Annotated in this window: 17 protein-coding genes; 1 reads left to right on the top strand and 16 read right to left on the bottom strand. The window is 69.7% G+C overall.

The genetic code is table 11. The features are described 5' to 3' along the window. Window positions 1-21 precede the first annotated feature (21 nt). Window positions 22-1,506: a M48 family metalloprotease gene (locus tag KAH28_RS07915; protein WP_290575447.1), complete on the top strand. Its 1,485-nt coding sequence runs from the start codon at window positions 22-24 to the stop codon at window positions 1,504-1,506. 36 nt (window positions 1,507-1,542) lie between these two features. On the opposite strand, the gene KAH28_RS07920 is transcribed toward KAH28_RS07915, so the two are convergent. The 16 genes from KAH28_RS07920 to dnaE form a co-directional block, all read right to left on the bottom strand. Continuing rightward, complete coding sequence (locus KAH28_RS07920; protein WP_290575448.1) at window positions 1,543-2,538, bottom strand: SDR family NAD(P)-dependent oxidoreductase; 996 nt, start codon at window positions 2,536-2,538, stop codon at window positions 1,543-1,545. A 47-nt stretch (window positions 2,539-2,585) separates the two neighbouring features. Further along, window positions 2,586-3,743, bottom strand: coding sequence for a tetratricopeptide repeat protein (locus KAH28_RS07925; protein WP_290575449.1), 1,158 nt, complete (start codon window positions 3,741-3,743; stop codon window positions 2,586-2,588). 3 nt (window positions 3,744-3,746) lie between these two features. Beyond that, window positions 3,747-4,046 (bottom strand): LapA family protein, encoded by a 300-nt coding sequence (locus tag KAH28_RS07930; RefSeq protein WP_290575450.1) that lies wholly within the window; start codon window positions 4,044-4,046, stop codon window positions 3,747-3,749. After that, entirely contained in the window at window positions 4,039-4,347 is a 309-nt protein-coding gene (locus KAH28_RS07935; RefSeq protein WP_290575451.1) for an integration host factor subunit beta, read from the bottom strand. The genes KAH28_RS07930 and KAH28_RS07935 overlap by 8 nt, the downstream gene beginning before the upstream one ends. A 212-nt stretch (window positions 4,348-4,559) precedes the next feature. Then, a complete protein-coding gene (gene rpsA, locus KAH28_RS07940; RefSeq protein WP_290575452.1) occupies window positions 4,560-6,236 on the bottom strand; it encodes a 30S ribosomal protein S1 in 1,677 nt (558 codons plus the stop codon). A gap of 94 nt (window positions 6,237-6,330) precedes the next feature. Next, complete coding sequence (gene cmk, locus KAH28_RS07945; protein ID WP_366918147.1) at window positions 6,331-7,011, bottom strand: (d)CMP kinase; 681 nt, start codon at window positions 7,009-7,011, stop codon at window positions 6,331-6,333. After that, entirely contained in the window at window positions 7,008-8,330 is a 1,323-nt protein-coding gene (aroA, locus tag KAH28_RS07950) for a 3-phosphoshikimate 1-carboxyvinyltransferase (protein ID WP_290575454.1), read from the bottom strand. Before aroA ends, cmk begins: the two co-directional genes overlap by 4 nt. Window positions 8,331-8,334: 4 nt before the next feature. Next, window positions 8,335-9,231 carry a prephenate dehydrogenase/arogenate dehydrogenase family protein gene (locus KAH28_RS07955; protein WP_290575455.1) on the bottom strand — a complete coding sequence of 299 codons (897 nt, stop codon included), beginning with the start codon at window positions 9,229-9,231 and terminating at the stop codon, window positions 8,335-8,337. Further along, on the bottom strand, window positions 9,228-10,370 hold the full coding sequence (gene hisC / locus KAH28_RS07960) for a histidinol-phosphate transaminase (protein ID WP_290575456.1): 1,143 nt from the start codon (window positions 10,368-10,370) through the stop codon (window positions 9,228-9,230). The genes KAH28_RS07955 and hisC overlap by 4 nt, the downstream gene beginning before the upstream one ends. A gap of 152 nt (window positions 10,371-10,522) precedes the next feature. Next, the gene (gene pheA / locus KAH28_RS07965; protein ID WP_290575457.1) at window positions 10,523-11,632 is read right to left on the bottom strand and encodes a prephenate dehydratase; all 1,110 of its coding nucleotides are present in this window, start codon (window positions 11,630-11,632) and stop codon (window positions 10,523-10,525) included. Continuing rightward, window positions 11,632-12,795 (bottom strand): phosphoglycerate dehydrogenase, encoded by a 1,164-nt coding sequence (locus KAH28_RS07970; RefSeq protein WP_290575458.1) that lies wholly within the window; start codon window positions 12,793-12,795, stop codon window positions 11,632-11,634. Before KAH28_RS07970 ends, pheA begins: the two co-directional genes overlap by 1 nt. Window positions 12,796-12,871: 76 nt before the next feature. Continuing rightward, complete coding sequence (gene serC / locus KAH28_RS07975; protein ID WP_290575459.1) at window positions 12,872-13,954, bottom strand: 3-phosphoserine/phosphohydroxythreonine transaminase; 1,083 nt, start codon at window positions 13,952-13,954, stop codon at window positions 12,872-12,874. 12 nt (window positions 13,955-13,966) lie between these two features. Next, window positions 13,967-16,627 carry a DNA gyrase subunit A gene (gyrA, locus tag KAH28_RS07980; RefSeq protein WP_290575460.1) on the bottom strand — a complete coding sequence of 887 codons (2,661 nt, stop codon included), beginning with the start codon at window positions 16,625-16,627 and terminating at the stop codon, window positions 13,967-13,969. 111 nt (window positions 16,628-16,738) lie between these two features. Then, window positions 16,739-18,079: a tRNA lysidine(34) synthetase TilS gene (gene tilS / locus KAH28_RS07985; RefSeq protein ID WP_290575461.1), complete on the bottom strand. Its 1,341-nt coding sequence runs from the start codon at window positions 18,077-18,079 to the stop codon at window positions 16,739-16,741. Next, window positions 18,060-19,019 carry an acetyl-CoA carboxylase carboxyltransferase subunit alpha gene (locus KAH28_RS07990; RefSeq protein WP_290575462.1) on the bottom strand — a complete coding sequence of 320 codons (960 nt, stop codon included), beginning with the start codon at window positions 19,017-19,019 and terminating at the stop codon, window positions 18,060-18,062. The genes tilS and KAH28_RS07990 overlap by 20 nt, the downstream gene beginning before the upstream one ends. 67 nt (window positions 19,020-19,086) lie before the next feature. Further along, window positions 19,087-22,611: a DNA polymerase III subunit alpha gene (gene dnaE / locus KAH28_RS07995; protein ID WP_290575463.1), complete on the bottom strand. Its 3,525-nt coding sequence runs from the start codon at window positions 22,609-22,611 to the stop codon at window positions 19,087-19,089. Between the last annotated feature and the right edge of the window lie 936 nt (window positions 22,612-23,547).

Genomic DNA, 23,547 nt, shown 5'->3' on the forward strand with positions numbered 1-23,547 from the left:
CGGAATCCACGAAGCCGCAGCGTGATCGCGGGTGCCGTCGCCCTCGGCCTCGTCGCCTCCCCCGTCGCCTCGTCCGCGCAAACCGGCGGCAAGGAGATCGTGCTGCCGCAGCTGGGCGAGCCGGCCGATGTGGTGATGTCGCCGCGCGAGGAGTTCGAGATCGGGTCGCGCGTAACCGCGCAGATCCACGCCGCCGGCTACGCCATCGAGGACCCCGAGCTGGAGGACTACGTCGCGCAACTCGGTTGGCACATCGCCTCGCACACGCCGAACACCCCCGAGCACCTCGAGTTCTTCGTGGTGCGGGACCCGCGCATCAACGCCTTCGCCCTGCCCGGCGGCTTCATGGGCTTCAACGCCGGCCTCCTGATGGCCGCCGAGACCGAGAGCGAGCTCGCCGGCGTCATGGCCCACGAGCTCGCGCACGTCACGCAGCGTCACATCGCGCGCACCATATCGGGCACGCGCGCCGCCGACATCGCCACCTGGGCGGCGGTGCTGGCCGCGATCATCGCGGGCTCGGCGGCGCCGGACGTGGTGCTCGGCGCGCTCTCGCTCGGCCAGGCGGCGACGCTGCAGCGGCAGATCAACTTCACGCGCAATCACGAGCTCGAGGCCGACCGCATCGGCATCGGCAACCTGATCGATGCCGGCTTCGATCCGGACGGCATGGTCAGCTTCTTCCAGCGGCTGGAGCAGCAGTCGCGCCTCTACGGCTCGCAGATGCCGGAGATCCTGCGCACCCACCCGGTGAACACCACCCGCATCTCGGAGGCGCGCGCCCGCGCCGCCGGCCATTCGGGCAATGACGAGGCCGAGCGGCCGCTGCTGTTCGGCCTCATGCGGTCGCGGGCGCGCGTGCTCAGCGCCGAGCGTCCGTCGCAGGCGCTGGACTACTTCAGCCGCCGGATCAGCAGCGGCAACGATGACGCGGCCGAGCAGTACGGTGCCGCGCTGGCCCTGCACGAGCTCGGCAACTACGCCGGCTCCCGCGAGCGCCTGGCGCCTCTGCTCGAGGCCCACCCGCGGCAGTCCAACCTGCAGCTGCTGGAGGCCCACAACCTCCGCCGCATGCGGCGCACCGACGAAGCGCTGGCGCGGCTGGAGGGCGCGCTCGAGCATCATCCGCGCTATGCCCCGGCGCTGTTCGCCTACGCCGAGACGCTGATGGATGACGGGCAGGCCGACCGCGCCCGCCAGTTCCTGCTCGACGAGTTCCGGCACGTGGCCGAGTTCCCGCTCGCCCACCAGATCCTGGCGCGCGCCGCGCGCGAGAGCGGCGACCGTGCCGAGCTGGCCTATCAGAGCGCCGCCTATTCCTGGCGACGCGGCGACTCCGCCACCGCCATCGGCCAGATCGACGCCGGCCTGCGCCAGGCGTCCCTGACCGAGAAGGAACGCGCCCGGCTGCGCAGCTTCCGGCGCGAGGTCCGCGACACGCTGCCGGAGAACTGGCGCCCGGAGCGCCAGCGCGGCCCGCGCGACGATACCCAGTCGGAGGAGTAGCCCGACGCTCCGCGCGGGCGCGCGATCGGCTGCCGGCTAGAGCCGCCCGGCCTCGCGCATCCAGGCGATGCAGTCCGCGACCATGCGCTCGAGCGAGACCTCCGCCATGCCCAGCTGCTCGCGCGCCTGGCGGGCATCGCAGTAGACGTTGCCGGTGAGCAGCGAGACGGCCTCGGTGGTGACATCGGGGTCGCGGCCCAGCAGCGGCGCCACCCCCTCCTCCAGCCGTGCGTAGGCCTGCAGGATGCCGGAGCGCACCGGCCGCAGGAAACGACGATGGCCGAGCTGGGTACCGATCTCGCGTGCGAGCCCGGCATAGCTCACGTTGACGCCCCCGATCAGCAGGCGGGTGCCCCGGTTCAGCGTCTCGGCGGCGCGTGGCACGGCTGCCGCGACGTCCGTCACCGAGCAGAACGATCCGCCGCCGCCCGGCACCCCCGGCAGGCGGCGCTGCGCCACCAGGCGCACCATGCGCGACCAGCCGTTGCGGTCGCGCGGCCCGAGCAGGAAGGCCGGATTGAGGATCACCGCATCGAGTCCGGCGCGCATGCCGCGCTCGACCTCGGTCTCGGCCATGGCCTTGCTGCGCACGAAGGTGATCGACGAGTTGCGGCCCAGGCGCGGCGTGTCCGGCGCGATGACGCCGCTGTGCTGGCCATAGGCCACCGCGCAGGACACGTGGATCAGTCGGGCGCGCCGGGCCAGCGCCAGGCGCACGATGTTGCGCGTGCCGCGCACGTTGACGCGCAGCTGCTCGGGCCCGTTACGGCGCCAGAGGCTGACGTGACTGGCGCAGTGCACGATCAGGTCCACGGTCTGCGGCACGGCCGCGTCGAGCCCGGCATGGTCCAGCACGTCGGCCTCGACCGCCGTCACCGGGGTGCCTTCGAGCAGCGCGGTATCGGCCTCCCCGCGCTGCAGCGCCAGCACGCGCCAGCCGGCGTCGGCCAGCGCGCGGGCAACGTGACTGCCGAGGAAACCGGTGGCGCCGGTTACCAGGGCTGTACGCGATGAGGCCTGCGATGCCGCCATGAGTCTCCTGCCCGGGACTTCCGTGATCGGACGCGCTGCGCGCGCCTCTAGTTGTTCTGCAGTCGATCGCTTCTGGGACGAATCGTAGCCCACTGCTTGCAGCTCGGACACTGCCAGAACAGCATCCGCGGGGTCAGACCGCAGTTCTCGCAGCGATTCTGCGGCGCCGACTGCAGCGCCGTCTCCATGCCTTCGTGCAGCACCTGGGCCAGATCATCGTGCCCGGCGCGCATCTCGGCAAGCATGCGCAGCCCGGTCCACGTCGGCTGGCGACGACACAGCGCCACCAGCTCTTCGACCACGTCGCCGCCGCCCTCGGCATCGAGTCGCAGGCGTGCCAGCACCGGCTGCACGCTGTCGTAGTGCTTCTCGGCCGCCACCAGGTAGCGGCGATAGCCGCCGTCCCTGCCCAGTTCGGCGTGCACGCGCCGCAGCCGCGGCAGCACCATCGCGAAGAAGTCGAGATCCTGTTCGGGCACGCGCTCGTAGGCCCGCAGCGCGGCACGGTACTGGCCCGCCTTCTCCTGGAGCTCGCCGAGCAGAAGGCTCGCCCGGACACAGCCGCCATCCACGTCGAGAGCACGCTCCGCCAGCGCCAGCGCCCGGTCGCGATCGCCGGCCGCCAGCGCCGCATCGGCCTGCTCGCAGCAGTAGTGCGCGATCTGCAGCGCGTGCGACTGGCCCAGTACCGACTGGAGGCGCTGGGCGACCGATTCGGCGGCGGCCCAGTCCCGGGTCTGCTCGAGAATGGCGAGCAGCGCGCGCAGCGCATCCTCGAGGAACATGCCGTCGTCGATCAGCTCGCGGTACAGCCCTTCCGCGCGATCGAGCAGCCCCGCCTCGTGGTAGTCGCGCGCCAGCTCGAGCCGCACCTGGTTGACCTGCGCGGCCGGAATGCCCTCGCGCGCCAGCAGATGCTGATGAATGCGCATGGCGCGATCGACCTCGCCGCGCTTGCGGAACAGGCGTCCGAGGGTGAGATGCAGCTCGATGGTGTCCTGATCCACCGCGACCGCGCGCGTGAGTGCGGCGATGGCGCGATCCGGGTCACCGCTGGCGAGCAGCTGGAGTCCCTCGAGATAATCCGGCGATACCGGCGTGCCGCTGCTTTCCTCCGGGGTCTCGCGCGACAGCCGATGCAGCTGCCAGCCCAGTGCCAGGCCCAGCGGCAACAGCAGGACCGCCATGCCCAGGCTGCCGAACATCGTTCAGCCGCGCGTGGCGGGCAGCCTGGTTGCTACCGACTCCTGTTGCCGGAGTCGCTCCACCTCGCGCTGCAGTCGCGCTGCGCGCCGCTTGTGGCGCAGGAAGGGATAGACCGTCACGAGCGCGCAGAGCAGCACCGCAAACAGCGCCGAGAGCACCATCAACGCGATGAGCGGCAGCTCGACCCGTCCGGCGAGATAGTCGAAGGTCACCGGCTGGCTGTTGAACAGACCGAGCGAGAGCCCGCCGACCAGCACCAGCACGACCACCAGCACCAGCAACGCCTGACGGAATCTATGCATTCGATGCCTCGTCGGATGCCGCATCCACGCGCTCGCGCAGCGCCTTGCCGGGCTTGAAGTGCGGCACGCGCTTGGGCGGAATGTCCACCGTCACGCCGGTACGCGGGTTGCGCCCGGTCCGCGCGTCGCGGTGGTGCACCGAGAAACTGCCGAAGCCGCGGATCTCGACCCGCCGGTCGGCGGCGAGCTCGCGGCTGATGCCATCGAGGATGAGCTTCACGGCCATCTCCACGTCGGCATGCGGCACCTGCAACGGTGCGGCACGCTCCGCGAGGCGGTCGATCAGTTCGGATTTGGTCATGATCAGGCGCCCGATAGGTTTCCGGGTGGGGCGGACGGGAAGGCCCTGCAAAGGGCTCGAGCCCGCCCGAGCGGGATGCGCGCCGCGGCCAGCGGGAACGCTTTCACGATAGGTTACACAAGAAAGGGGCGCAAGCGCGCCCCTTTCCGATCGGTTGCTTTTCAACCGGATAGCGGGTCGACCTGATGTGAAGTCGACCCGTTTCCGGGCGATCAGTCGCCGATGTGCTCCTTGAGGAGATCGCCCAGCGAGGTACGACCGGTGGTCGCGTTGCGGCTGTTGCTGTACTCGGCAACGGCCTCCTCCTCTTCCTGGATCTCCTTGGCGCGTACCGACAGCTGGACCACGCGCGACTTGCGGTCGATGCCGATGAAGGTCGAGGTGAGCTCGTCGCCCACCGCCAGCACCTTGGTGGCGTCCTCGACACGCTCGCGCGCCAGGTCGTTGGCCTTGATGTAGCCGTCGACGCCTTCCGCGAGCTCGATGATGGCGCCACGCGCCTCGACCTCACGGACGGTGCCGGTGACCTGCTCGCCGCGCTTGTTGTCGGCCATGAACTGCGCGACCGGATCGGCGGTGAGCTGCTTGATGCCCAGCGAGATGCGCTCGCGCTCGGCGTCGATCGCCAGCACGGTGGCCTCGACTTCCTGGCCCTTGGAGTAGCGGCGCACCGCTTCCTCGCCGGTCTCGTTCCAGGACAGGTCGGAGAGGTGCACCAGACCGTCGATGCCGCCGTCGATGCCGATGAACACGCCGAAGTCGGTGATCGACTTGATGGTGCCGCGGACCTTGTCGCCCTTCTGGAAGTTCTGCGCGAACTCCTCCCACGGGTTCGGCACGCACTGCTTCATGCCGAGGGAGATGCGGCGGCGCTCCTCGTCGATGTCGAGGATCATGACCTCGACCTCGTCGCCGATGGTGACGACCTTGTTCGGGTTGACGTTCTTGTTGGTCCAGTCCATCTCGGACACGTGGACCAGGCCCTCGACACCGGACTCGATCTCCACGAAGGAACCGTAGTCGGTGATGTTGGTGACCTTGCCGAACAGGCGCGTCTTCTCGGGGTAGCGGCGGGCGATGTCGACCCACGGGTCCTCGCCGAGCTGCTTCAGGCCGAGGCTCACGCGGCGACGCTCGCGGTCGTACTTGAGGACCTTGACCTCGATCTCGTCACCGACCGCGACGACCTCCGACGGATCCTTGATGCGCTTCCAGGACATGTCGGTGATGTGCAGCAGGCCGTCGATGCCGCCGAGATCGACGAAGGCACCGTAGTCGACCAGATTCTTGACGACGCCGTTGAGAACGACGCCTTCCTGCAGCGTCTCCAGCAGCTGCTCGCGCTCGGCGCTGTACTCGGCCTCGAGCACTTCGCGGCGCGACACCACGATGTTGTTGCGCTGCTGGTCCAGCTTGATGACCTTGAACTCGAGCGGCTTGCCCTCGAGGTACGCGGTATCGCGCACCGGACGCACGTCGACCAGCGATCCGGGGAGGAAGGCCCGTACGGCGCCGATGTCGACGGTGAAGCCGCCCTTGACCTTTCCGGTGATCTGTCCGTTGACGATCTCGCCGTTCTCGAACGCCTTGGTGAGGCGGTCCCAGGTCTTGATGCGCTCGGCCTTCTCCTTGGAGAAGCGGGTCTCGCCGAAGCCGTCCTCGACGGTCTCCAGTGCGACTTCCACTTCGTCCCCGGCGTGGATGCCGAGCTCACCCATCTCGTTCTTGAACTCGTCCAGGGCGATGACCCCTTCCGACTTCAGGCCCGCGTCGACGATGACGACGTCGGACTTGATCTCCAGCACCGTCGCGCGCACCAGCGCACCCGGCTGCATGGACTGCCCCTCAGCGAGGCTCTTTTCAAACAGTTCGGCGAAACTTTCGCTCATAGATGATGATCAACTCGATAGACTGTCCGGCATCCGTCCCGGTCAGGATGTGAAAAGTGGACGCCGCATCCGTGCGGCATCGTTCGAACGGACCTCAGGCGAGGCCGCGTTCCCGTACCAAGCCGAGAATGCGCCGGCATACGCTGGCGACGTCCAGATCCGTGGTATCGATCTCCACGGCATCGGGCGCCGGCGCCAGCGGCGCCACCGCACGTCCCCGATCGCGCGCGTCGCGCGAACGGATATCGGCTAAAACATCCGCCATTGTAGCCTGCTTCCCGGCCTCCCACAATTGCCGGCAGCGGCGGTGCGCGCGCTCCTCGGCGCTGGCGTCCAGGAACACCTTGAGCGGCGCTTCGGGAAAGACCACGCTGCCCATGTCGCGGCCGTCCGCGACCAGACCGGGCGGGCGCAGGAAGGCGCGCTGGGCGTCGAGCAGCGCCTCGCGCACCTCCGGGAACACCGCGATCCGGGAGGCCAGCATGCCCGCCGCCTCGTCGCGCACGCGTCCGCTGATCTCCCGCCCCTCGAGGACGATGCGGTCATCGTCGATGCCGCCGTCGAAGCGCACGTCCATCGTGCGCACCAGCCCGGCGACCTCGGCAGGCGCCTCGACCGGCACACCGGCGTCGATGGCGGCAATGCCCGCAACCCGGTACATGGCGCCGGAATCCAGCAGATGCCAGCCGAGCTCGCGGGCCAGCCACTTGGCCGCGGTACCCTTGCCGACACCGGACGGCCCGTCGATCGTGCAGTGCGGCACGACCGCCCTCACGCGTCGGGCCCGCCGGCCTGCAGCACGCGCAGGTCGAGCCCGACCCCGCAGGCGGCTTCGCGGAAGCCCGGGAACGAGGTCTGCACATTGGCGCAGTCGCGGATGCGGATGGGCTGTTCGGCGCGCAGGCTTGCCATCGCCAGGCTCATGGCCACACGGTGATCGCCGCAGGCGTCGACCACGCCGCCGTGGATGCGGCCGCCCAGGATGCGCGCGCCATCCGGCTCCGCGATCGCCGATACACCCAGTGCCCGGAGACCGTCCATCATGGTGCGGATGCGGTCGGATTCCTTGACGCGGAGCTCGGCGGCATCGCGGATCACGGTCTCGCCGGTGGCGCAGGCGGCGGCCACGAAGATCGCCGGGAACTCGTCGATGGCGCGCGACACCACCTCACCCGCTATCTCGGCGGCATGCAGACGGCCGCCGCGCACGGTGATGTCCCCCACCGGCTCGCCGCCCAGGGTGCGCTCGTCGTGCACCGTCAGGTCCGCGCCCATGCTGCGCAGGATGTCGATGACGCCGGTGCGCGTCGGATTGAGGCCCACCGCTTCCAGCGTCAGCTCGGCGCCGGGCGTGATGGCGGCCGCCACCAGGAAGAAGGCCGCCGACGAGATGTCGGCCGGCACCTCCACGTCGGCGGCGCGCAGCGTCTGGCCGCCCTCCAGCGCCGCGAAGCCGTCTCCGGACTCCACTTCGACGCCGAAGGCGCGCAGCATGCGCTCGCTGTGGTCGCGCGAGGTATGCGGCTCGTGGACGCTGGTGCGGCCCTCGGCGTACAGCCCGGCGAGCAGCACCGCGGACTTGACCTGTGCGCTGGCCACCGGCGACCGGTAGTCGATGGCGCGCAGCGGCGCCTTCGGTGCGTGCAGCTGCAGCGGCGCGGTGCCGTCCGCGCTGGTGCCGATGTCCGCGCCCATGCGCGTCAGCGGCTCGGTGACGCGCCGCATCGGTCGCCGCGTCAGCGATGCATCGCCGGTGAGCGTGACCTCGAATGCCTGCGGCGCCAGCAGTCCGGCCAGCAACCGCATGGAGGTTCCGGAATTGCCCAGGTCGAGCGGCTGCGCCGGTGCACGCAGCCCGTGCATGCCGACGCCGTCGATGCGCAGCTCGGTATCGCCCAGCCGCTCCACCGGCACGCCCATGGCGGCGAAGGCGCGCAGGGTGGCCAGACAGTCCTCGCCGGGGAGGAAGCCGGTGACCCGGCTGCTGCCGTCGGCGATCGCCGCGAACATCACCGCACGATGCGATATCGACTTGTCGCCGGGAACACGCAGGCTGCCGCGGATATCGCGAGCCGGTTGGCAGAGGTAGTCCATATCGTCAATCTCCGGTATCCGGATCCGGAAGGGGTGCTTCCATCAGCGACAGGAAACGCTGACGGGCGGCACGCGCGCGCGTCAAGGTCTCGAGCACCGCCGGCTCGTCGCCTTCGCGGAGCGATGTCCTGAGCGCGCCGAGCGTACGCTCGAAGGCTGCCAGCGTGTCGTCGAGCGCACGGCGGTTCTCGAGCAGGATGTCGCGCCACATCTCGGGGCTGCTGGACGCGATGCGGGTGAAATCGCGGAAGCCGCCGGCGGCGTAGGCGAAGAGCTCGCGGCGATCCTCCATGCCGGCCAGACAGTCGACCAGCGCGAAGGCCAGCACGTGCGGAAGATGGCTGGTCGCGGCCAGCACCTCGTCGTGGTGCGCCGGGGTCATGCACTCGACGAGCGCTCCGGTCGCCTCCCAGAGCGCGCGCACCCGGGCCACGGCGGACGCATCGGTAGCGTCGGTGGGCGTCAGGATGACACGCCGGCCCCGGAAGAGCGCGGCCTCGGCGGCAGTGACGCCGAAGCGCTCGCTGCCCGCCACGGGATGCCCCGGAACGAAGCGCGCGACCGCACCGCCGACGCCTGCCAGCCCCTCCATCACCGCCTGCTTGACGCTCCCGGCGTCGGTGACCACCACGTCCGGATCGGCCTCGAGCGCGATGCGGACCAGCGGCGCAATGCCGCGCACCGGCGTCGCCACCATCAGCACGCCGGCGCCGCGTGCGGCCTCCGCCACCGAGGCGGCGACGCTGTCGATCCAGCCGGCCTCGAGGGCGTACCGCATCGCCTCGGGGTCGGCATCGAAACCGACGATGTGCGGGGCGCCGGTGCGATCGCGCAGCGACCGCGCCACGGAGCCGCCGATCAGCCCGAGGCCGACCACGGCGACACGCCGGGGCATGCTCATGACGCGGCGTCGGCGGAGCCGGCGGCGAGCACCGTGTCCAGGGCGGTCAGGAAGCGCGTGTTCTCGGCCTCGGTGCCCACCGTGACCCGCAGGAAGTGCGGCATCTGGTAGCTGCCCATGGGGCGCACGATGACGCCCTGCTCAAGCAGCCCCTGGTGCATCGGCGCGGCGTCACGCCCGAAATCCACCGCCACGAAGTTGGCGTGCGACGGCAGCACGCCGAGCCCGCGATCGCGCAGCGCGCGCTCCAGCCGGGCCCGTTCCGTGCGGTTCAGCGCCACCGACTCGGCCACGAAGCCCTGGTCGTCGATGGCGGCCTCGCCGGCCGCCAGCGCCAGCGAGTTGTTGTTGAACGGCTGTCGCACGCGGTTGAGCAGATCGGCCAGCGCCGGGTGCGACAGGCCGTAGCCCAGGCGCAGCGCCGCCATGCCGTAGATCTTGGAGAAGGTGCGCGTGACCAGCAGATTGGGATGACGCGCCAGCAGCGCCGCGATATCGGGCCGCGTGGCCGGGTCCTGATAGTCCCAGTACGCCTCGTCGAGCACGACCACGGTCGACTCGGGCACTTCGCCGAGGAACTCCGCCACCGCACCGGCAGGCAGGCAGGTTCCGGTCGGATTGTTGGGATTGGCGATGAAGATCGCCGCCACATCGTCGCTGAGCGCGCGCGCGAATCCGGTCAGGTCGTGGCCGTAGGCATCCTCCGCGTCCACCGGACGGGCCGGCACCACCACGCTGGGCGCATTCTGCGCCGCCGCGGCCAGCGGATACACCGCGAAGGCGTGCGCCGAGTACATCGCCGCCCTGCCCGGCCCGAGGAAGATGCGGGCGACGAATTCGAGCAGGTCGTTGGATCCGTTGCCCAGCGTGATCTGCTCGGGCGCGACGTCGTGGAACGCGGCCAACCTCGCCTTGAGCGCGAAGCCGCCGCCATCCGGGTAGCGCGCCAGGGCGTGATCGCGCCCCAGCACGGCGCGCACCGCCGGGCTGCAGCCGAGCGGATTCTCGTTGGAGGCGAGCTTGACGACATCGGTCACGCCCATGCGCCGGCGCAGCTCGTCGATGGGCATGCCGGGCTGGTAGGGCGCCATCGCGCGGATCCCTTCCGGGACGCGTTGCCAGAAAGCGGGGTCAGCCATCGCGTTGCTTCGTTCGGGTCATTGCGGACCGCAGATTATGCGGGTTGAAGGAAACGGGCCCGGCCGCGCCGACGGCAGGATGTTGTCTGCGCTGCGCGCCGCGTCGGCGATGCAGCACCGCGACCGGACCTGCCGCACCGCCGGGCCGGCGGTCAGCCGGCGTGGTCGGTCGCGCGCGGGTACGAGCCCAGGATCTTGAAGAAGGCCGCGCGCGAACGCACGTCATCGATCACCTGCGCCACCGTCGGATCCGCCTGGTGACCGTCGAGATCGAGGTAGAAATTGTAGTCCCACGCGGCGCGGCGGCTCGGGCGCGACTCGATCTTGCTGAGGTTGACGCCGGCCTTGGCGAAGGGCTCGAGCAGCGAGAACAGCGCTCCCGGCTCCCCGCCCTGCGGAGCCGAGCACACCAGCGAGGTACGGTCGGCGCCGGTGGGTTCGGGCTGCTGGCGTCCGATCACCAGGAAGCGCGTGGTGTTGTTGGGATCGTCCTCGATGTTCGCCGCCAGCGCGTTGAGCTTGTAGAGCACGCCGGCGGCGGCACTGGCTATGGCGGCACCGCGGCCGGTCTCGGACACGCGACGCGCCGCGGCGCCGTTGCTCGGCATCGGCTCGCGCGGCGTGTTGGGCAGCTGGTTGTCCAGCCAGCGCCGGCACTGCGCGAAGGACTGGGGATGGGCGTAGACCACATCGATCCGCTCGATGGCATCGAAGCCCGACAGCAGGTGGTGATGCACCGGCAGCAACACCTCGCCGCAGATCGACAACGGCGTCGACAGCAGCAGGTCCAGCGTGCTGGTGACGACACCCTCGGTCGAATTCTCCACCGGCACCACGCCGTAGGAGGCCGCGCCCGACTCGACATCCCGGAAGATGTCGTCGATGGCAGCGGCCACGCGCGTGCTGACCTGATGGCCGAAATGCTTGTACACCGCCGACTGCGTGTAGGTACCCTCGGGCCCGAGATAGGAGACGGACAGCGGCGTCTCCAGCGCCAGGCACGCGGACATGATCTCGCGCATGATGCTCGACATCGCCGCGTCCGAGAGCGGACTGCCGAGCGCCCTGTTGCGCTCGGCAGCCGCCTTCAGGACCTGCGCCTCGCGCGCCGGCCGGTAGTGGTCGGAGAGATCGCCCTCGGCGCGCTTGATGTCGCGCACTTCCTGCGCAACGCGCGCGCGCTCGACGATGCGCTCCTGGATCTCCGCATCCAGCGCATCGATGCGCGCGCGCGCGCCGTCGAGCCGATCCCCGGCGGCCATCAGGCGGGGAGCACTCGCACGGACAGCACTCCCTCGATCGCGCCCAGCTCTTCCGCGACCGTGTCGGGAATGTCCGAGTCGACATCGACCATGGTGTAGGCAACGTTGCCGCGAGACTTGTTGAGCATGTCGGCGATGTTCAGGTCGTGCTTGGCCAGTGCCGTGGTGATCTGACCCACCATGTTCGGCACGTTGGCGTTGGCGATGCACAGCCGCGGCTCGTCCTCGACGCGCGGCAGCACCGCTTCGGGGAAATTCACCGAGTTGGTGACATTGCCGTTCTCGAGGAAGTCGCGCACCTGGCGTGCCACCATGATCGCGCAGTTCTCCTCGGCCTCGCCGGTGGAGGCGCCGAGATGCGGCAGCGCGATCACCTTGTCGTTGCCCTTGAGCTTCTCGGAGGGGAAATCGCAGACGTAGCCCTGCAGATGGCCCTCGTCGAGCGCGGCCAGCACGGCGTCCTCGTCGACGATGCCGCCGCGCGCGAAGTTGACGATGACCGCGCCCTTCGGCATCGACTTGATGCGGTCGGCGTTGATGAGGTTCTTGGTAGCCTCGATCAGCGGCACGTGCACGGTCAGGAACTGCGAGTTGGCACAGAGCTCGTCCACCGAGGTGGACTGCTGCACGCCCGAGGACAGCAGCCAGGCGTTGTCCACCGTCATCTTCGGGTCGAAGCCGGTGACCTGCATGCCCAGGTCATAGGCCGCGTTGGCGACGCGCACACCGATGGCTCCCAGGCCGATCACACCCAGCTTGCGGTCGGGCAGCTCGAAGCCGGCGAACTTCTTCTTGCCGTCCTCGACGGCCTTGGCGTCGTCGGCATTGATGCTGTCGACGAAGCGGATCGCTTGCGGGATGTTGCGCGCGGCCATGAGCATGCCGGCGACGACCAGCTCCTTCACCGCGTTGGCGTTGGCGCCCGGGGCATTGAAGACCGGCACGCCACGCTCGCTCATCGCCTCGACCGGGATGTTGTTGGTGCCCGCGCCGGCGCGCCCGATGGCGCGCACGGACTTCGGGATCTCCATGTCGTGCATCTTGTACGAGCGCACCAGAATGGCGTCGGGATTGCTCAGTTCGCTGGCCACCTCGTAGGACTCGCGCGGAAGATGCTCGAGACCGCGCGGCGAGATGTTGTTCAGCGTTTGGATTCGGTACATGGGGTTGGGATGACCTCTTGGATGCGAATGGGGTTGGCGGCGCAGCAGCGCCGCGTGGGGTGCGCGCGGGGGCGCGCTACCCGTTGGTGCGGACGAATTCCTTCATGTAGTCGACCAGCGCCTGCACGCCGGCCTCGGGCATCGCGTTGTAGATGCTGGCACGCATCCCGCCGACCGAGCGATGGCCCTTCAGCCCCGGCATGCCGGCCGCCTTGGCCCCTTCCAGGAAGGTGGCGTCCAGGTCGGGCTTGGCGAGCCGGAACGTCACGTTCATGTGGGAACGGTCGGCCGGCGCCACCGGATTGTCGTAGAAGGGCTCGCTGTCGATGTAGTCGTAGAGCAGTCCGGCCTTGCGCGCGTTGCGCTCGGCCATGCCCTCGAGACCGCCCTGATCGAGCAGCCACTTGAAGACCAGGCCGCTGACGTACCAGGCGAAGCACGGCGGCGTGTTCAGCATCGACTCGCCGTCGGCGACCGCCTTGTAGTCGAAGATCGACGGCGTGGTCGGACGCGCCTTGCCGATGAGGTCGTCGCGCACGATGACCATGGTCAGGCCGGCCGGGCCGGCGTTCTTCTGCGCGCCGGCGTACATCACGCCGTGGGCCGCGACATCGACCGGGCGCGACAGGAAGTTGGACGAGAAGTCACCGACCAGCGGCACGCCGCCGACTTCGGGCGGCTGATGGAACTCGACGCCCTCGATGGTCTCGTTGGGCGTGTAGTGCACATAGGCCGCGTTCGGGTCCAGCTTCCACTCCGAGCGCGCCGGGATGTGGTCGAACTTGTCGTCCGCCGGGCGCACCGCGGTGTTGGCGGTGCCGTACTTGCCGGCTTCCTTGATGGCCTTCTTGCCCCAGGAACCGGTCACCAGATAGTCGGCGCTGCCGCCCTCCGGCATCAGGTTCATCGGCACGAAGGCGAACTGGCCGGTGGCGCCGCCCTGGAGGAACAGCACCTTGTAGTTGTCGGGCACGCCGAGCAGCTTGCGCAGGTCGGCCTCGGCCTCGGTGGCGATCGACATGAAGGGCTTGTCGCGATGCGACATCTCCATGACCGACATGCCGGTCCCGCGCCAGTCGAGCAGCTCGTCGCGGACCTGCTCGAGCACGGCCTCGGGAAGCGTGGCCGGGCCGGCGCTGAAGTTGAATACACGTGACATCGTTGTTCTGTCCTATTCGGAAATGGATGGATCGGCACCGGCGGGCGCATCCGGTGCGGCTTCCCCGTCGGCACCATCGGCGTCGCCGCCGTTGTCGCCGTCCTCGGGGGCGATGCGATCGACACCGACCAGACGATCGCCGGCGGTCGGCCGGACGATGCGCACACCCTGGGTGTTGCGGCCGAGCGTCCGGATCTCGCCGGCGGCCACGCGGATCAGGTTACCGTCGTGCGACACGAGCATGACCTCGTGCTCGTTGTCGACCTCGATGGCTCCGATCAGCTCGCCGCTCTTGTCGGTGAGTCGCTGGGCGATGACGCCCTGCCCGCCGCGACCGCGCAGCGGGAACTCGGCGACGGCAGTGCGCTTGCCGAAGCCGTACTCGGAGACGGTGAGCACGTCACCGCCGTCCGTCTTGAGCAGCGCGATGACGCGGACATCGTCGGCGGTCTCGCCTTCTCCGCCCTCGTCGCCGTTGTCGGCACTGCCGTTGCCCACCAGCCGCATGCCGCGCACGCCGGTGGCCCCGCGCCCCATGCTGCGCACATCCGCTTCGCTGAAGCGGATGGCGCGCCCGGCGCTGGAGATCAGGAGGATGTCGTCTTCGCCGCCGGTCAGCGTCACGCCCACCAGCGCGTCGTCGGCGCGCAGGTCGACCGCGATGATGCCGCTGCTGCGGATGTTGGCGAAGGCCGCCAGCGGCGTCTTCTTGACGGTGCCGCGGCGCGTGGCCATGAACACCGAGCCACCCTGCTCGAAGCTCTGGATCGCCAGCACCGCCGAGATGCGCTCGTCCGACTCCAGCGGCAGCAGGTTGACGAAGGGCTTGCCGCGCGCGCCGCGCGAGCCGGCGGGCAGCTCGAAGACGCGCAGCCGATAGACCTTGCCGGCCGACGAGAAGCACAGCAGCGTGTCGTGGCTGTGCGCCACCCAGAGGCGGTCGATGAAGTCGTCGTTCTTGGTGCCGGCGGCCATGCGGCCGCGACCGCCGCGTCGCTGCGACTGATACTCGGTCAGCGGCTGGCTCTTGACGTAGCCCTCGTGCGAGAGCGTGACCACCATGTCCTGCGGGACCACCAGGTCCTCGCGATTGATGAACACGGCGTCGGCCGAGATCTCGGTGCGGCGGGCATCGCCGTACTGCTCGCGCACTTCGAGCAGCTCCTCGCGGATGACCTCCAGCAGGCGCTCGTCCGACCCGAGGATGTGCAGGTACTCGCCGATGGCGTCGAGAATCTCGCCGTACTCCTCGACGATCTTGTCCTGCTCCAGCGCGGTCAGGCGCTGCAGCCGCATCTCCAGGATGCCCTGCACCTGCGCCTCGGACAGGTGATAGCCATCGTCCTGCAGCCCCAGCGACGCATCGAGACCGTCCGGCTTGGAGGCGTCGGCACCGGCGCGCTCCAGCATCGCCACCACCTGCCCCGGCTGCCAGACCCGCGACAGCAGCGCGGCCTTGGCCTCGGCCGGCGTCGGCGCCTTGCGGATGCACTCGATGACCTCGTCGATATTGGCCAGCGCCACGGTCAGACCTTCCAGGCCGTGGGCACGCTCGCGTGCCTTGCGCAGCAGGTAGCGCGTGCGGCGGGTGACCACCTCGCGCCGGTGCCGCACGAAGGTCTCCAGCAGCTCCTTGAGCGTGAAGGTGCGCGGCTGGCCCTGGTCCAGGGCCACCATGTTGATGCCGAAGACGGTCTGCAGCTGGGTGTGCTGGAAGAGGTGGTTGAGGATGACCTCGGCGTTCTCGCCACGCTTCAGCTCGATGACCATGCGCAGGCCGTCCTTGTCGGACTCGTCGCGGATCTCCGAGATGCCGCTGACCTTCTTGTCCTTGACCAGCTCGGCGATGCGCTCCAGCAGGCGCGCCTTGTTCACCTGGTACGGCAGCTCGGTGACCAGGATGGCCTGGCGGTCCGGGCCGATGTCCTCGAAGTGCGTGCGCGCGCGCACCACGATGCGGCCGCGGCCGGTGGCGTAGGCGTCGGCGACGCCGTTGACGTCGAGGATTAGGCCGGCGGTCGGGAAATCGGGCGCCGGGATCAGCTGCATGAGCCCGGCGAGATCGATCTCCGGGTTGTCGATCAGCGCCACGCAGCCGTCGATGACCTCGCACAGGTTGTGCGGCGGGATGTTGGTGGCCATGCCCACGGCAATGCCGGTGGCACCGTTGACCAGCAGCTGCGGCAGCCGCGTGGGCAGCACCGCCGGCTCGGTCTCGGATTCGTCGTAGTTGGGGACGAAGTCCACCGTCTCGCGGTCGATGTCGGCCAGCATCTCGTGCGCCAGCTTCGCCATGCGCACCTCGGTGTAGCGCATGGCCGCCGGCGCGTCGCCGTCGATGGAGCCGAAGTTGCCCTGCCCGTCGACCAGGACGTGGCGCATCGAGAAGGTCTGCGCCATGCGCACGATGGTGTCGTAGACCGCCGAGTCGCCGTGCGGGTGGTACTTGCCGATGACGTCGCCGACCACGCGCGCCGACTTCTTGTAGGCCTTGTTGTAGTCGTTGCCGAGCACCTTCATCGCGTACAGCACGCGGCGGTGCACCGGCTTGAGGCCGTCACGGGCGTCGGGCAGCGCGCGCCCGACGATCACGCTCATCGCGTAATCGAGGTAGGAGCGCTGCATCTCCTCTTCGAGATTGATCGACAGGACTTCTTTTGCAAACTCGGTCATGTGCGTCCCGGCTCGCGTCGCGACCATGCCGCGCGGCGCGTGGATAAAGAGGCATGGAAAGCCGACATTCTAGCACGCCGCCCCCGGCTTCCCCGGGGCTGGCGGCCCGGCTCAGGTCCCTTCAGAGGGCAGGTGCCAGTGCGGTTTCCGCCAGTGGAAGCGGGTTCCCGGCAGGTAGGCGTTCGCGGCCGGCAGGCGCCACTGGCCGACCTGCACCGGTTCCCCGTCCGCGCGGATCTCGGGGGTCCGCGCGCGCTCCCACGGCGGCGTTCCGGCGCGCTGGAAGACATGCTTCAGCCGCTGCGTGCGACCGCCCGCCGTCAGACGGCAGCGGGTACCCGGCGCGACGAAGCCGACGGTCAGGGCATGCAGCGGTGGTCCTGCACCACTACAGTGCAGCGACCCTGCGGCAGCGGGCAGCGACAGCGGCGCGCATCCATCCCAGTTCGTGCACCACGCCGGCTCAGTCGGTGGCAATGCCGGCAGCAGCCAGAGGGCGTCGTCGAACCGGCATGCGCGCAGCGCGCCCAGTTGCAGCACCGGCTGTCGGTCGGCGCCGGCGGCGATCACGCTGGTATCGCACTCGGCCAGCCATGCCGCTCCCGGAACCGGTGCGCCGAGCGCTGCGCAGTACTGGCGCAGGAGCGCGTGTCGGCGTGCGCGTGACCAGCCCCGCAAGCCGCGCAGGTCCAGTCGCCCGTCGTGCAGGCGGGTGGCCAGATCGGGGCCCAGCGCCGTGGCGATCAGCGCCTGCTGGTCGCCGAGCAGCCCGGCGTGGCGCCGCAGCGCTGCCGCCGCACCGGGCACCACCGCCTCCAGCATCGGAAGCGCGGCACGCAACCGGGCGCGCGCATTGGCACCGCCGTGATTGCCCGGGTCGTCGACCCACTGCAGCTCGCGCGCCCGGCAGTACGCGGTGATCGCATCGCGCGTCACGCCCAGCAGCGGGCGCCAGAGCCAGCCGCCGTCGCCCGTCGGTCGCAGCGCGCGCATGCCTGCAGCGCCCGCGGTGCCGCCACCGCGCAGCAAACGGAACAGCACGGTCTCGGCCTGGTCATCGGCGTGGTGCGCCAGCACCAGCAGCTCGCCCGGCCGCAGCGCTTCCTGCAACGCGGCGTGGCGGGCCCGGCGCGCGGCCGCCTCGGGGCCGTCGCCGTCGGGCCGCACGCGCACGGCGCGGATGTCGAGCCCGATGCCGCGCGCCTCGCAGAAGCGCCGGCAGTGCTCGGCCCAGTCGTCGGCGCTGGCGTGCAGGCCGTGGTGCACGTGCACCGCGCGCACGCGGCCGGGACGCAGGCCGTGCAGCGCGTCGAGCAGCGCGGTCGAGTCGCGGCCGCCGCTGAAGCCGATGCAGTAGCCGCCGTGCGGGGGAAGCGCCTCGAATCCTGCCGCCAGCGCGTGCGTCAGCGACGCGCCGGCGGACCCGGCGGCCTCACCCCTGCTGGAAGGCACCGAATTTCATGAGCCGCTCGTAGCGCGTCTGCAGCAGCTGATTGAGCGGCTGCCGGCTGAGGTGGTCGACGGTCGCCAGCAGGCGCCCGCACAGCGTGGCACTCATCGTTTCCGGATCACGGTGCGCGCCGCCGAGCGGCTCCGGAATGATCTCGTCGATCAGCCCGTAGCCGTGCAGATCGGTGGCTGTGACCTTCATGGCCTCGGCGGCGTCGCGGGCGCGCTCGGCACTCTTGAACAGGATGGACGCGCAGCCCTCGGGCGAGATCACCGAGTAGATCGACAGCTGCAGCATCATCAGATGATCGGCCACGCCGATGGCGAGCGCACCGCCCGATCCGCCCTCGCCGATGACCGTCGCCACCACCGGTGTGCGCAGCCGCGACAGCTCGAAGAGATTGCGCGCGATGGCCTCGGACTGGTTGCGCTCCTCGGCGCCGATGCCCGGGAAGGCGCCGGGCGTGTCGATGAAGGTGATCACCGGCAGCGAGAACTTCTCGCCCATCTTCATCAGGCGCAGCGCCTTGCGGTAGCCCTCCGGCATGGGCATGCCGAAGTTGCGGTGGATGCGCTCCTTGGCGTCGCGACCCTTCTGCTGGCCGATGACCACCACCGGCCGCCCGTCGAGCCGCGCGATGCCGCTGACGATGGCGGGATCGTCCGCGAAGGCGCGGTCGCCGTGCAGCTCCTCCCAGTCGGTGAACACGGACTCGATGTAGTCGAGCGCGTACGGCCGCTGCGGATGGCGCGCGAGCTGCGTGACCTGCCAGGACTCCAGCTTGGAGAATATCTGCTCGGTCAGCTGCTTCTGCTTGGCCTCGAGCCGCTGGATCTCCTCCGAGAGGCTGACCTGCGAGCCGTCGGACATGTTGCGCAGGTCCTCGATCTTCTGCTGCAGCTCGGCGATGGGCTGCTCGAAGTCGAGATAATTCAGATTCATGCCTGCGCGCGCCTCCCCGAAAAGCGATTCACACTAGCTTACGCAAGTTGCAATCGACGTGCCGTGCTCATTCGGCCGGCGTCCGCCAACCCACCCGCACGGCGTCGTCGCCGAGGAAGTGCTGGAGCCGCCGATAGAGCGGATCGGCCAGGCGCAGACGCAGACGTGACGGGAACCGCACCCGCGCTTCCGCCCCCTCGCCGACCAGCCGCACGCTGAGCGCGCAGCCGCTGTCCGCGCGCGCGCCGTCGATGAGCTCGACCACCTCGCCGGCGCTCGGGCTCTGCGCCGGCAGGCACAGTTCCAGTTTCGACACGTAGCGGGCATAGATGCCGTCCAGATCGAGCAGCTCCGACGGTCGCAGCTGATAGCCGCCGGAGAAATCGTCGTGGCCGAGGCGCCCGCGCACCAGCAGCAGGCTGTCCTTGCGCAGGAGCTCGGCGTGCTGCATCCACTGGTCCTCCGACAGCGGCACGCTCACCTGGGCGCTGCGGTCATCGAGCGTCAGCACCGCGCGCGGCCCGAAGCGCCGGATGTCCAGCAGCCAGCCCACCACCGTCACGCGCGGCTGGCGGCGCAGCGAGCGGCCGGTCTCCGGATCCGACTCGGGGTCCGGCAGCTGCGCGCACAGCTCGCGGAGGGTGCCGTCCGTGCAGTGGCTGCGCAGCTCGCTGAAGCTCTCGATCGGGTGCCCGCTGAGATAGAAGCCGAGCGCGTCGCGCTCGCGGCGCAGGCGCTCCAGATCGTGCCACTCGGTGCAGCGGTCGAGCTCCAGCGCCGGCTCCTCGGCAGCATTGTCGTCACCGAAGCCGAAGAGATCGCTCTGGCCGGCATCGGCCAGCGCGCTGGACTGCTCGGCCGCCGCCACCGCGCGCGACAGGTTCTGCCACAGCGTGGCGCGGGTCTCGCCCAGCCCGTCGAAGGCCCCGGACTGGATGAGCGCCTCGAACACCCGCTTGTTGACGCGCTTGGGATCGACGCGCCGGCAGAAGTCGAACAGGCTGCGAAACGGCCCGCCCTCGGCGCGCGCCGCGCGGATGCTCTCGACCGCGCCCTCGCCCACGCCGCGGATCGCGCCCAGGCCGTAGCAGATGACGCCGTCGGCGACGACCTTGAAGCGGTAGTCGGAGGCGTTGACGTCCGGCGCCTGCACCGTGAGGCCCATGTTGCGGCACTCGTCGACCAGCGCGACCAGCGTGTCGGTCTTGAACATTTCCGCCGACAGCACCGCGCACATGAAGGCGTCGGGATAGTGCGCCTTGAGCCAGCCCGTCTGGTAGGCGACCAGCGCATAGGCGGCCGAATGCGACTTGTTGAAGCCGTACTCGGCGAACATCTGGATCAGGTCGAAGATCTGGCCGGCATTCTCCGCCGGGATCCCGCGTTCGGTGGCGCCCGACACGAAGGCCTCGCGCTGGCGCGCCATCTCGTCGGCCTTCTTCTTGCCCATCGCGCGCCGCAGCAGGTCGGCACCGCCCAGGGAGTAGCCGGCCAGCTCGCGCGCGATGCGCATGACCTGCTCCTGGTAGACGATGACGCCGTAGGTCTCCTCGAGCACCGCCTCCAGCGCCGGATGCGGGTATTCGACCTCGGCCTGCCCGTGCTTGCGCGCGATGAAGTCCTCGACCATGCCCGACTGCAGCGGCCCCGGCCGGAACAGCGCCACCAGCGCGATGAGATCCTCAAAGCGGCTGGGCTGCATCTGCATGGCCAGCCGCCGCATGCCGGCCGATTCCATCTGGAACACCGCCGCCAGCTCGCCGCGCCGGAACAGATCGAAGACCGCCGGATCGTCCTTGGGAATGGCGAGGATGTCGAGGTTCGCATCCGCCACCCGCTCGTTGATGATGTCCACCGCCCACTGGATGATGGTGAGGGTGCGCAGCCCGAGGAAGTCGAACTTGACCAGCCCGATGGCCTCGAGATCCTTCATGTCGAGCTGCGTGACGACGCCCTGCGCCTCCGGTTCCCGGTAGAGCGGGACGTAGTCGGTGAGCGGCCCGGGCGCGATCACCACGCCGCCGGCGTGCTTGCCGATGTTGCGCGCCAGGCCCTCCAGCAGCAGGCCGTAGCGCAGCACCTCGCCGACATCCTCCTCCTGCTGCGCCTGCTTGAGCTCGGGGATGGTCTCGATGGCGTGCTCGAGCTCGGTGCGGCCGGCGCCGCCCGCCTCCACCTTGAAGGCCGGCGCGCCCGGAACCATCTTGGCGATGCGGTCGCCGAAGCCGTGCGGCTGCCCCAGCACGCGCGTGACGTCGCGCACCACCGCGCGCGCCGCCATCGAGCCGTAGGTGATGATCTGCCCCACCCGGTCGAGCCCGTACTTGTGCGTCACGTACTCGATGACGCGGTCGCGGCCCTCCATGCAGAAATCGACGTCGAAATCCGGCATCGACACGCGTTCGGGGTTGAGAAACCGCTCGAAGAGCAGGTTGTAAGCCAATGGATCCAGGTCGGTTACGCCGATGGCATACGCCACCAGGCTGCCCGCACCCGAGCCGCGCCCCGGCCCCACCGGCACGCCGTTGTCCTTGGCCCACTGGATGAAGTCCGCGACGATCAGGAAGTAGCCGGGGAAGCCCATCTGCTCGATGATGCGCAGCTCCTCGGCGAGCCGGTCGTCGTACACCGAGCGCTCGTCGACCATGCCGTGCTTGGCGATGCGCGCCTCGAGCCCCGCCTCCGAGGTCGCGCGCAGATGCTCGGCGACGCTGCGCCCCTCCGGCACCGGGAAATCCGGCAGATAGTTGGTGCCGAAGTGCAGCCGCGGCGAGCAGCGCCGCGCGATCTCGACGGTGTTGGTCACGGCCTCGGGCAGATCGGCGAACAGCGTCGCCATCTCGTCGGCCGACTTCAGGTACTGCTCCGGCGTATAGCTTCGCGGCCGGCGCGGATCCTCCAGCGTGCGGCCCTGGAGGATGCAGACGCGCGCCTCGTGGGCCTCGAAATCGTCGCGCCGCAGGAAGCAGACATCGTTGACCGCCACCACCGGTACGCCGTGGCGCCGCGCCAGCGCGGTCGCAGCCTGCACGTGCAGCTCATCGTGCGGCCGTCCGCAGCGCGCCAGCGCGAAGTAGAGCCGGTCCCCGAAGGCCGCGCGCCAGCGAGTCAGCGCGGCCTCCGCCCCGTCGACATCCCCGGTCAGCAGCTTCTGGCCGATCTCGCCCTGGGCGCCGGACAGCACGATCAGACCCTCGGCCGCCTCCAGCAGCCAGTCCCGGTCGACCATCGCGTCCACCGTGCCGCGGCTCTCCGTGTACATGCGCGACACCAGCCGCATCAGGTTCGCGAGCCCGGCATCGTTCTGCACCAGCACCGTCACGCGCCCCGGCGCGCCATCGCTGCTCAGCGCCAGATCGACGCCCAGCAACGGCTTGACACCGGCGCCCTCGCACGACTTGTAGAACTTCGCCATCGCGAACAGGTTGTCGCGATCGGTAAGCGCGATCGCCGGCAACTCCAGCTCGGCCGCACGCTTGCTCAGCGGCTGCAGGCGATCGTCCCCGCGCTGCGTCTTGACCGGCTCGATGCGGATCGTGCCGTCGACCAGGGAATATTCGCTGTGGACGGCGAGATGGACGAAGGTGCTCATTGGCAGCGACCCCCATTAAGGGGACAGTATATTGATTTCCACCACGCGCCGATCGTGCCGACAGCGCAATAGTGGCCTGCATACCGTCCGGCTACAGCGTCATGGTCAGGGAAATCAATATACTGTCCCCGTCGCAAGGGCTGACCCTGGATCCCCTCACTGGTTCCCAGGCTTTCAAGCTGCGGCTGAGCGTTCTTGGTGACGCGTTCCTGCTCGCGGGTTCCGCGCCTCGTGACCTCGGCGCTTGAGTCTTCCTCGTTGACCCGGCTGCGCTCCCGGGTTCCGCGCCACGGAACTTTGACGCTGCCGAACGTTGCCGCTCGACCGGCGCGGGCTACTTTGGTTACGGCCAAAGTAGCCAAAGCCATGGGTGAACCCGACCGAAGCGCCGGTGGCGCTTCGCAGCGGGTGAACGCCGGGGCCAGGAAGGCCCTGGCAGGGTCACTTAGCGAGGCAGGAGCCGAGCTTAGTGACGGCGATGATCCTTGCAGTAGCGTGCGGTTGGCGCCTGCCATCCGTGGCGCTACCGTTTCGCTCCTGACATGCCCCGGCCCGGACATCCATGTCCGGGCGTTCGCCTCGCTGCGAATGCCCACTGGGCATTCGGTCGGGCTCACCCTTGCTCGACGTCCTGTCTCGCAGCCCCACTGCGCGCGCCTCCCGGTCCGGCCACCCGTGAAGGCACCCGGGACGGCTCGTTGCTTCGCAACGTCGCCACAGATCGGGAATGGCGCCACGTCACTGCTGCGACGTTGCGAAGCAACGAGCCGACCATGTCCCCCTTCAGGAGGCGCGGCGACTGGTGGTGCGCGCAGGGAGTCGGCCGGCCACGGAAGGCCGGCCGAGCCGCGGAGGACAGGATGTCCGTCCGCGGCGACCCCGGAGCGCGCCGCCAGTCGCCGGGACTCCGGCCCGCCCCGCGGGCGGGCCGGAGCG

This window comes from Algiphilus sp. (assembly GCF_023145115.1).
In the GTDB taxonomy this organism is placed as follows: domain Bacteria; phylum Pseudomonadota; class Gammaproteobacteria; order Nevskiales; family Nevskiaceae; genus Algiphilus.

Coding starts and splice junctions, on each gene's coding strand:
- KAH28_RS07920 (WP_290575448.1), bottom strand. CDS start 2,538: ATGGCGGCATCGCAGGCCTCATCGCGTACAGCCCTGGTAACCGGCGCC.
- KAH28_RS07925 (WP_290575449.1), bottom strand. CDS start 3,743: ATGTTCGGCAGCCTGGGCATGGCGGTCCTGCTGTTGCCGCTGGGCCTG.
- KAH28_RS07930 (WP_290575450.1), bottom strand. CDS start 4,046: ATGCATAGATTCCGTCAGGCGTTGCTGGTGCTGGTGGTCGTGCTGGTG.
- KAH28_RS07935 (WP_290575451.1), bottom strand. CDS start 4,347: ATGACCAAATCCGAACTGATCGACCGCCTCGCGGAGCGTGCCGCACCG.
- rpsA (WP_290575452.1), bottom strand. CDS start 6,236: ATGAGCGAAAGTTTCGCCGAACTGTTTGAAAAGAGCCTCGCTGAGGGG.
- aroA (WP_290575454.1), bottom strand. CDS start 8,330: ATGGACTACCTCTGCCAACCGGCTCGCGATATCCGCGGCAGCCTGCGT.
- KAH28_RS07955 (WP_290575455.1), bottom strand. CDS start 9,231: ATGAGCATGCCCCGGCGTGTCGCCGTGGTCGGCCTCGGGCTGATCGGC.
- hisC (WP_290575456.1), bottom strand. CDS start 10,370: ATGGCTGACCCCGCTTTCTGGCAACGCGTCCCGGAAGGGATCCGCGCG.
- pheA (WP_290575457.1), bottom strand. CDS start 11,632: ATGGCCGCCGGGGATCGGCTCGACGGCGCGCGCGCGCGCATCGATGCG.
- KAH28_RS07970 (WP_290575458.1), bottom strand. CDS start 12,795: ATGTACCGAATCCAAACGCTGAACAACATCTCGCCGCGCGGTCTCGAG.
- serC (WP_290575459.1), bottom strand. CDS start 13,954: ATGTCACGTGTATTCAACTTCAGCGCCGGCCCGGCCACGCTTCCCGAG.
- gyrA (WP_290575460.1), bottom strand. CDS start 16,627: ATGACCGAGTTTGCAAAAGAAGTCCTGTCGATCAATCTCGAAGAGGAG.
- KAH28_RS07990 (WP_290575462.1), bottom strand. CDS start 19,019: ATGAATCTGAATTATCTCGACTTCGAGCAGCCCATCGCCGAGCTGCAG.
- dnaE (WP_290575463.1), bottom strand. CDS start 22,611: ATGAGCACCTTCGTCCATCTCGCCGTCCACAGCGAATATTCCCTGGTC.